Raw genomic sequence first — 9,293 nt, forward strand, 5'->3', positions numbered from 1 at the left:
CGGATCCCCTCTCGCCGCCCCCCCCCCCCCCCCCCCCCCCCCCCCCCCCCCCCCCCCCCCCCCCCCCCCGACGGAGCAGCACATTACCCCCCCGCATCCTCCTTCCACCCCCCACCCAACGCCGCATACAGCTTCACCTCCGCCACCAGTTGCGCCAAGCGGTCATTGATCAGCCCCTGCTGGGCACTGAACAGCGAGCGCTGCGCATCCAGAAACGTGAGGCTGCTGTCCACGCCAATCCGGTAGCGGTGCTCGGCCAGGTCGTAGTAACGCTGGTTAGAGGCCACCAGGTCACGTTGTGCCTGCAGTTGCCGCTGGTACGTGCTGCGCGCCGCCAAACCGTCGGCCACCTCCTGGAAAGCGCTCTGGATGGCCTTTTCGTACTGCGCCACCTGCATGTCCTTTTGCAACTGCGCATAGTCCAGGCTCGCGCGCAGGCTGCCTGCAGTAAAAATAGGCAGGCTGATCTGCGGCTGGAACAGCCAGGTACCCGAGCCGCCATCGAACAGGCCATTGAGCTCGGGGCTGGTGCTGCCGGCATTGGCGGTAAGGCTGATGCTGGGGAAGAACGCCGCCCGCGCCGCGCCGATGTTGGCATTGGCCGCGCGCAGCTGGTACTCGGCCTGCAGAATGTCCGGCCGGCGTTGCAGCAGGCCAGACGGCAACCCGGCCGGCAGCCCGGCAATCTGCTCGGCTGCCAGGGGCAGGGCAGCCAGGTCCGCGGCCACTGGCGCGCCCACCAGCAAGGTCAGCTGGTTGAGGTCCTGCGCCACCAGGCGCTTGTAGCGGGCCACTGCCGCACGGGTACTGTCGACACTGGTGCGCGCCTGGATCTGGTCCAGGGCCGATACCGTACCGGCGCGGCGCTGGTTGCTGGTCAGGCGCAGGCTGCGCTCATCGGCCACCAGGGTCTCATTGGCCAGCGTCAGCAGTTCCTGGTCGGCGCGCCAGGTCAGGTACCCGCTGGCGACACTTGCCACCAGGCTCAGGCGGGTACTGCGCTGCGCCTCCTCACTGGCCAGGTAGGTGAGCAAGGCTTGGTCGCTGAGGCTGCGCACCCGGCCGAACAGGTCAAGCTCGTAGGCGCTCACGCCGAGCGTCGCGGCATAGGTCGAGCTGATTACGCCTTGGTCAGTGCCGGTCATGCCGCGGGGCAGGTACTGCCGCTGCCCCTGGCCATCGGCGGAAACCTTGGGTAGCAGGTCGGCGCGCTGAATACGGTACTGTGCCTGGTAGGCCTCGACGTTGAGTGCGGCAACGCGCAGGTCGCGGTTGTTGTTCAGGGCACTGCCAATCAACTGGCGCAGTACCGGGTCGTGGAACACCTGCTGCCAGTCTTCGGCGGCCTGGTATTGCCGGGCATCGCCGGCATAGGCTGCGCCGTGGGGGAATTGCTCATTCACCGGTGGTGCAGGGCGCTGGTAGTCGGGTGCCAGCGTACAGCCGCACAACAGCACGGCAATCAAGGTAAGCGCATGTCGGGGCATTGCGGGTTCTCGCTGTCAGGCACCGGCCATCCATTTCGCCAGCCCATGGCGGCCACTGACCCCCAGCTTGGCAGTGGCGCGTTTGAGGTAGGTTTCGACCGAACTGTTCTTCACATTCAGCCGTTGCGCCATTTCTGGCACGGTGCCGCCGGTCAACAGGCCCAGGCACACTTCCTGTTCGCGGGTCGACAGGCGCACGGCTTCCTGCAACAGCCGCTCACCAAACGACTGGCGCAGCGTGCCGGCTTCAAGGTCAGCCAGTGGCGAACCGGCGCGCCGCACAGCCCCTTGCTCAAGCAGTTGCCCGTGGTGCTCGACCAACGGCAGCAGGGTGTCGGACAAACTCTTCAGCTGGGACAGTTCGCTCAAGGAGAACGCGCGCTGGCTAGGCGCACGATGAAAGCTGATCACCCAGCGTTTGCTGCCACTGCAGGAAACCAGGTGGCATTGATGCGCATTCTGGCGTGACGGGTGGGGGCCAAGCGGCGCCTTGAGCGCGATCAGCAGCGGGTCTTTCATCTGCATGATGCGTTGCAGCAAGGGTTTGCGCAGGTTGTCAGCCTCGTGCTGGCTGTGCTGTGGCCCAGCGTTGCCCAACACCTTGATACGGCTGGCGTGCGCCTTGTGCAGATCGAGCGTCCATTCACTGAGCTCGATGCGGTGGATGGGCACCTGAACGTCGACCAGACGTAACATTTGTTCGGCAAAGCCTGCAGCGCCGGTGCTGGCGATCAGTTCCCCCAATTGCAGGTACAGCTGTGGGTCGGGGCGGTGTTCGCGGCTGTCGGTCAGCATCATTTCCTAGTCTTCCTTGGTTCAGGGTGTTGCGGCGGGTGGTCTCGCGGTCGAGTGCTCCGGGTGGGGTGGTGGGCGTATTCAAGCCCGCTACCGGGCAGGCGTCTGTAATGGAAAACCGGGACAGAAAATGACACCGATTCGCAGCTGCAGTGTTGCTGTAGAACGAGGTGACGCTTGGGCGATGCAATGTTTAGCCAGCTAATTGACGTCAGAAGCATGGCTGATCCAGGCAGATCGCGGCGTATACCGTGTGCCGTAGGCCATTGCGGATCACGTGGTGTGGCAGATCTCCTACACGTTTTTCAGCAGCCCGCCCCGGGGCTGCGGTTGTCCGGGTTTAGCGGGCCATACAGCTGCAGGTGGCGATGCTTGAATCCGCGGATGATCAACCAGAAGGACCTGCCGAATCATGCCTGTCGTCGAAACCTTTGCCCTGACCGTTGCCCAGCGTGACATCTGGCTGGACCAGATCAGCCATGGCGACTCGCCGCTGTACAACATCGGCGCGTATGTCGAGCTGCAGGGCAGGGTGGATGCCGGGCAGTTGCAGCAGGCGCTGCAGCACCTGGTGGCCGAGCATGATGGCCTGCGCACGGTGCTGGTCACCGAAGGCGGCCTTGCCCGCCAGTACTTCGCCGCGCACATGGCCGTGCCGCTGGCCTTGCACGACCTGCGCCAGGCGCCAGAGCCGTTGGCTGCCGCACTGGGCTTGCTGAAGGCACAGATGCGCACACCCTATCGCCTGGATGCCAGCCCGCTGTGGGGCGCAACGTTGCTGCGCATTGCCGAGCACCGTTACCTGCTGGCCGTGCAGGCTCACCACCTGGTGCTGGATGGCTGGGGGGTGGACCAGTGGTTCAAGCAACTCGCCGATTGCTATCAGCTGTTGCAACAGGGCCTGCCTTTGCCGCACGGGGCAGCGTCCTACCATGCCTTTATTGAAGACGATGCCCAGTATCAGGCGTCCACGCGCCATGCCCGCGACCGTGATTACTGGCTGGCCAGGTACCAGCAGCTGCCCGACGCCCTGTTGGCCCCGCGCGAGCGCGCCGCGACGGTCAGCGGCTCGCCCAGCGGCGCACAGGAGCAAGCGTTCGACAGCCAGTTGCTGGCGCGCATGCGCCGCTTTGCAAGTGGGCTGCAAGCATCGCCGCTGCATGTGCTGCTGGCCGCCTTGCACGTCTGCGTGGTGCGCACCTGGCAACGCGATGAGTGGGTGGTCGGGCTGCCAGTGCGCAACCGCGGCAACGCCCGTTTCAAGGCGACTTTGGGGCTGTTTACCCAGGTCAGCGCACTGCGCATGGGCTTTGGCCGCGAATGCTCGTTCGCGGCGCTGGTGCAGGGTATTGGCGATGCGCTGAAGCAGGACTATCGCCACCAGCGCTTTGCCCTCAGCGAACTCAACCGCAGCCTGGGCGTATTGCGTGAAGAACGGCCGCAGTTGTTCGAGCTGATGGTGTCGTTCGAAGAAGACAGCAACGCGCTGCAGATTGCCGATGCGCCTGGCCATACGATCATGATCTGCAACGGCCACGAACCGACGCCGTTGAGTATCCACTTGCGTTGCAACAGCCACAGCGATGCGGCGACGCTGCACCTGGTACACAACCGGGCCTGGTTTGCCGATGACCAGGTGCAGGCGTTGGCCGCGCGCCTGCTGCACGTGCTGGAGCAAGGGTTGCAGCAGCCACACGCATCGCTTGGCGCGTTCGACCTGCTGACCGGCCAGGAACATGCCGCACTGGCGCAGTGGAATGCCACGCAAACGCCCGTGGCGGATGCGGCCCTGATTCAACACCGCATCCGCGCCCAGGCCAAGGCCCGGCCGGCAGCGGTGGCGGCCCTGCACGACGGCCAGGCGCTGAGTTATGGCGAGCTTGAGCGGCGTGCCGAGCTGCTGGCACAACACCTGGCAGGCTTGGGCGTGCGGGCTGAACGCCGGGTGGCGGTGGTCGCCCAGCGTGGGCTAGACACCCTGGTAGGGCTGTTGGCCGTGCTCAAGGCCGGCGCCGCCTATGTGCCGATCGACCCGGCCCACCCCCGCGAGCGCCTGGCCTACCTGCTGGAAGACAGCGCACCTGACGTGCTGCTGACCCTTTCCCGGCTGGCCGATCGCCTGCCAGCCGTTGGCCTGAGGCAGATCGAACTCGATCGCTTCGACTGGGCTGCCACGCCGGCCACAGCGTTCGCGTTTGCGGCGCAATCGCCAAGCGACCTGGCCTATGTCATCTATACCTCTGGCTCCACCGGTTTGCCCAAGGGCGTGATGGTGGAACAGCACATGCTGGGCAATCTGGTCGACTGGCACTGCAGCGCCTTCGGCCTGGGGCCTGGGCGGCATCAGTCGAGCCTGGCCGGTTTCGGTTTCGACGCCATGGCCTGGGAGGTCTGGCCGGCGTTGTGCAGCGGTGCGACCTTGCACCTGGCGCCGGTGCGCGAGGGCGCCGAAGACATCGATGCCTTGCTTGACTGGTGGCGGGGCCAGCCGCTGGACGTCAGCTTCCTGCCAACCCCGGTCGCCGAGCACGCGTTTGCCCAGGGCGAGCTGCACGCGACCCTGCAAACCTTGCTGGTCGGCGGCGACCGCCTGCGCCGGCTGGCACGTGAGCGGCGCTATCGGGTAATCAACAACTACGGCCCCACCGAAGCCACGGTGGTTGCCACCTCCGGCCAGGTAACGGCCGGTGGGCCGCTGCATATCGGTGGCCCGGTGGCCAATACCCGGCTGTACGTGCTCGACGAGCAGCACCGGTTGCTGCCACCCGGTGCAGCGGGTGAGCTTTATATCGGCGGCAAGGGGGTTGCCCGGGGCTACCTGAACCGGCCACAGATGACTGCCGAGCGCTTTCTGCAGGACCCGTTCTGCCAGGTACCCGGTGCGCGCATGTACCGCACCGGCGACCTGGTGCGCTGGCTGCCCGACGGTACCCTGGAATACCTCGGGCGCAACGACGACCAGGTGAAGATCCGCGGCGTGCGCGTTGAACTGGCCGAGATCGAGGCAGCCCTGGCCAGCCATGCAGCCGTGCGCGAATGCGTGGTGATGCTGCGCGACGGCCAGTTGCAGGCCTGGTTCATCGCTGACCAGCCGGTGACCCCGCCAGCGCTGCACGAGCACCTGCGCGAACGCCTGCCGCTGGCCTTGCTGCCGGGGGCCTATGTGCGCGTGGGCAACTGGCCGCTGACCGCCAATGGCAAGCTGGACCGCCGCGCCTTGCCGCAAGCCGACGAAAGCGCCAAGGTGCGCCGTGAGCATGAAGCGCCTGTGGGGCCGATCGAACAGCAACTGGCGCAGCTATGGGGTGAATTGCTGCAGGTCGAGCGGGTAGGGCGCCAGGACCATTTCTTCGAGCTGGGTGGCCACTCTCTGCTGGCCGTGCAACTGATCGAGCGCCTGCGTCAGCAGGGCTTGCAGGCTGACGTGCAGGTGCTGTTCGGCCAGTCGACCCTGGCCAGCCTGGCCGCCAGCGTAACACCGGTCGTTGGCACGCGGGTGCCGGAAAACCGGGTGGCGCAGGGCTGCCGGCAGATTACCCCAGGCATGCTGACACTCACCGCACTGGACCAGGCTGCAATCGACCACATCGTCGCCTCGGTGCCTGGCGGTACCGGCAACGTGCAGGAAATCTACCCGCTGGCGCCCCTGCAGCAGGGGCTGCTGTATCACCATGTCACCGACACCCGCGACCCGTACCAGCAGCAGGCACTGTTCACCTTTGCCAGCCGCGAGCAGTTGCAGGCCTTTACCGATGCCTTGCAGCAGGTAATCGATCGCCATGACATCCTGCGCACCAGCCTGTGCTGGGAGGGGCTGGAGCACCCCCAGCAGGTGGTCTGGCGCCAAGCGCGCCTGCCCGTCGAACACTGGCATGGGCCCGCCGGGCAATTGCGCAAGCATTTCGACCCGCAGCAACGGCCACTCGACCTGCGCCAGGCGCCGATGATGGCGCTGGTGTGTACCGAAGATGCCGAGCGGGGGTGCTGGTTGGGCCTGTTGCGCTTCCACCATCTGGTCAACGATGCCGTGTCGCTGCAGGTGCTGTTGGGCGAACTGGAAGCCTTCATGGCGGGGCACGGCGAGCAGTTGCCCAGGCCAGTGGCCTACCGTGACTATGTCGCCGCCAGCACCGATGCCGAGCGCCAGGCTGGGCATGCGGCCTTCTTCAGCAAGCAGCTTGCCGGTATCGAGCCGCAGGCACCGATCACCGGGTATGGGGGCGCGACGGTCGACGAGCAATGCCTGGAAAATTACGACCATTGCCTGGCCGGCGAACGTGTTGCCATGCTTCGTCATCAGGCGCGGCAACAGGGCGCCAGCCTGGCCAGCCTGTTGCACCTGGCCTGGGCGCAGGTACTGGGTAGCCTGGGCGGGCGCGATGAAGTCGTGCTCGGCACCGTGCTGCTGGGGCGCAGCCTGGCCGGCCCGGGTGCCGGTCGCGCCATGGGCATGTTCATCAACAGCTTGCCGCTGCGTATCACACTGGCACAGCGCGCGCCGGGCCAGGCCCTGAAGGAAACCCACGCAGGCTTGGCGGCACTGCTGGCGCATGAAGATGCGCCGCTGATCCTGGCCCAGCGTTGCAGTGGCTTGCCGGCCGGCAGCGCATTGTTCGACAGCCTGATCAACTACCGCCAAGGCAGCTTACCGTTCGGCCAGGTGCTGCCAGGCGTGGAACTGGCCGAGGCCAGCGAAGTGCAGAGCTACGGCCTGGTACTGACCGTGGATGAGCGCGCAGATACGTTGCAACTGGCCATTCGCGCACCGCAAGCGATCGGTGCGCAACGGGTCATGGACTATCTGCTGTGCGCCCTGCAGCAACTGGGCGATGCGCTCACCCGTGGTAGCAGTGCGGGTTTGCAGACTTTGTGCACGGTGCCTGAAAGCGAGCTGCAGCGGCTGCTGCTGGGCTTCAATGGCAGTGAAGACCCTGACAGCCCGGTTGGGCACACCTTGCCAGCATTGTTCGAGGCCCAGGCCCGGCGCACCCCCAAAGCCATTGCCTTGCAGGCAGGCGACGTCAGCCTTGACTACGAAACCCTCAATGCCCAGGCCAACCGCCTGGCTCATCACCTGATCGCCCAAGGGGTTGGCCCGGATAGCCGGGTGGCGGTGTGCATCGAGCGCGGCGTCTCGCTGATGGTCGCCTTGCTGGGCGTGCTCAAGGCTGGCGGCGCCTATGTACCGCTCGACCCGGGCTACCCGCAGGAGCGCCTGCGCTTCATGCTGCAGGACTGTGCCCCGGCCATGGTGCTGGTGCATGGCGCCACGCAGGGCCTGTTCGCCGCCCTGCAATGCCGCTGGCTCGACCTTGACCATGACGACTGGCTGGGCAACCCGGCCAATGACCCGCACGTGGCGGGGCTGGGGCCTTCGCAACTGGCCTACGTGATGTACACCTCGGGCTCCACCGGTACGCCTAAAGGGGTGATGGTCGAACACCGTGGCCTGTGCAACCTGATGCATTGGGGTTCGCGCATCTGCCCACCGCGCGCAGGTGATGCCTTGCTGCAACGGGCACCGTTCACCTTCGACGGCTCGGTGTGGGAGTTGTTCTGGCCGTTGACCGCCGGTTTGCGCCTGGTACTGGCGCGGCCCGATGGTCACCGCGACCCGGCCTACATGGTGCAGCTGATCCAGGCGCAGCAGGTCGGCATCGTCAAGTTCGTGCCGGCGCTGCTGCATCAGTTTCTCGAGCAACCGGGCGTCGAGCGGTGCACCAGCCTGACCGATATCTTCTGCGGCGGCGGTGAGCTGACCCTGGCACTGGTGCACAGTGTGCGACAGCGCCTGCCCAAGGTGCGCCTGCACAATGTCTATGGCCCTACCGAGGCCACGGTGGACAGCACTGCCTGGACCTTGCAGGCGCGTGCGCCGCTGCCGATGCAGGCCCCGCCGATTGGCCGGCCGATCGCCAATACCCGCCTGTACGTGCTCGATACCCATGACCGGCCGGTGCCGTTGGGTGCGGTGGGGCAGTTGCACATCGGCGGTGTCGGCGTGGCCCGTGGTTACCTGGGTTTACCGCAGCTGCAGGCCGAGCGCTTCATTGCCAGCCCGTTTGTCGAAGGCGACCGCCTGTACCGCACCGGCGACTTGGTGCGCTACCGTGCTGACGGCGAACTGGACTTCGTTGGCCGCAACGACTTCCAGGTCAAATTGCGCGGTTTGCGGGTTGAGTTGGGCGAAATCGAAGCCTTGCTGGCCGCCCACCCGGCGGTGGGCCAGGTGGTGGTGCTGATGCGTGAAGAGCGCCTGGTGGCGTATTTCACCTGCAGCGATGGCCAGCCGGCGCCGGCGCTGGAGGCGCTACGCAGCCACTTGCTGGCGCGCATGCCCGAGTACATGGTGCCACAGGCGTTCGTGGCCCTGGCCGAGTTGCCGTTGAGCCCGAATGGCAAGGTCGAGCGCAAGGCACTGCCGGCACCTGGGGCAGAGGCGGTGATCAGCCGTGAGTACCAGGCGCCTCAGGGCGAACTGGAAACAGCCTTGGCCGGCATCTGGACCGAAGTGTTGAAGATCGAGCAGGTTGGCCGTGACGACAACTTCTTCGAGCTGGGAGGGCACTCGTTGCTCGCCGTCAGCCTGGTGGCGCGCATGCGCCAGGCCGGGTTGCATGTGGATGCCAGAACACTGTTCAGCCAGCCGACCCTGGCTGGCCTGGCAGCCAGTACCAGCCGCGAACAGGTTGCCGTGGTGATCCCGCAAACCACCATTCCCAGCCTGGGCAAGCGTCGGCGTATCTGATACCCGAAGCCAGCACCGTACCTGTGGGAGCGGGTATGTCGAGGCGTCGAACCGCCGCGAAGCAGACGACGCAGTGGATGGCACCGGCTGCGCCGGTGTTCGCGGCTGAAGCCGCTCCCACAGGTTCTCCCACAGGTGCACCACAGGTTCTGAAAACTGTGCAGGATTCTGTGGGAGCGGGTTCACCCGCGAACACCGGCAAAGCCGGTGCCAGCCATTGCAAATCAATTGTCCCCACTTCCCATGTCAGACCGCCCGGTCAC

3 protein-coding genes are annotated in these 9,293 nt (G+C 66.0%); 1 reads left to right on the top strand and 2 read right to left on the bottom strand.

Annotation, left to right across the window (positions count from 1 at the left end):
* Positions 1-83 precede the first annotated feature (83 nt).
* Entirely contained in the window at positions 84-1,487 is a 1,404-nt protein-coding gene (locus IAE39_RS19675; RefSeq protein WP_201205608.1) for an efflux transporter outer membrane subunit, read from the bottom strand.
* 15 nt (positions 1,488-1,502) lie between these two features.
* Positions 1,503-2,285: a helix-turn-helix transcriptional regulator gene (locus IAE39_RS19680; protein ID WP_201205610.1), complete on the bottom strand. Its 783-nt coding sequence runs from the start codon at positions 2,283-2,285 to the stop codon at positions 1,503-1,505.
* A gap of 409 nt (positions 2,286-2,694) precedes the next feature.
* On the opposite strand from IAE39_RS19680, the gene IAE39_RS19685 reads away from it, so the two are divergent.
* Entirely contained in the window at positions 2,695-9,030 is a 6,336-nt protein-coding gene (locus IAE39_RS19685) for a non-ribosomal peptide synthetase (protein ID WP_201205612.1), read from the top strand.
* Positions 9,031-9,293: the final 263 nt, after the last annotated feature.

The sequence above is a fragment of the Pseudomonas sp. S37 genome (assembly GCF_016658545.1).
GTDB lineage: Bacteria > Pseudomonadota > Gammaproteobacteria > Pseudomonadales > Pseudomonadaceae > Aquipseudomonas.

Excerpts from the sequence above, each read along its gene's own strand:
- IAE39_RS19685 (WP_201205612.1), top strand. The coding sequence starts at position 2,695 with ATGCCTGTCGTCGAAACCTTTGCCCTGACCGTTGCCCAGCGTGACATC.
- IAE39_RS19675 (WP_201205608.1), bottom strand. The coding sequence starts at position 1,487 with ATGCCCCGACATGCGCTTACCTTGATTGCCGTGCTGTTGTGCGGCTGT.
- IAE39_RS19680 (WP_201205610.1), bottom strand. The coding sequence starts at position 2,285 with ATGATGCTGACCGACAGCCGCGAACACCGCCCCGACCCACAGCTGTAC.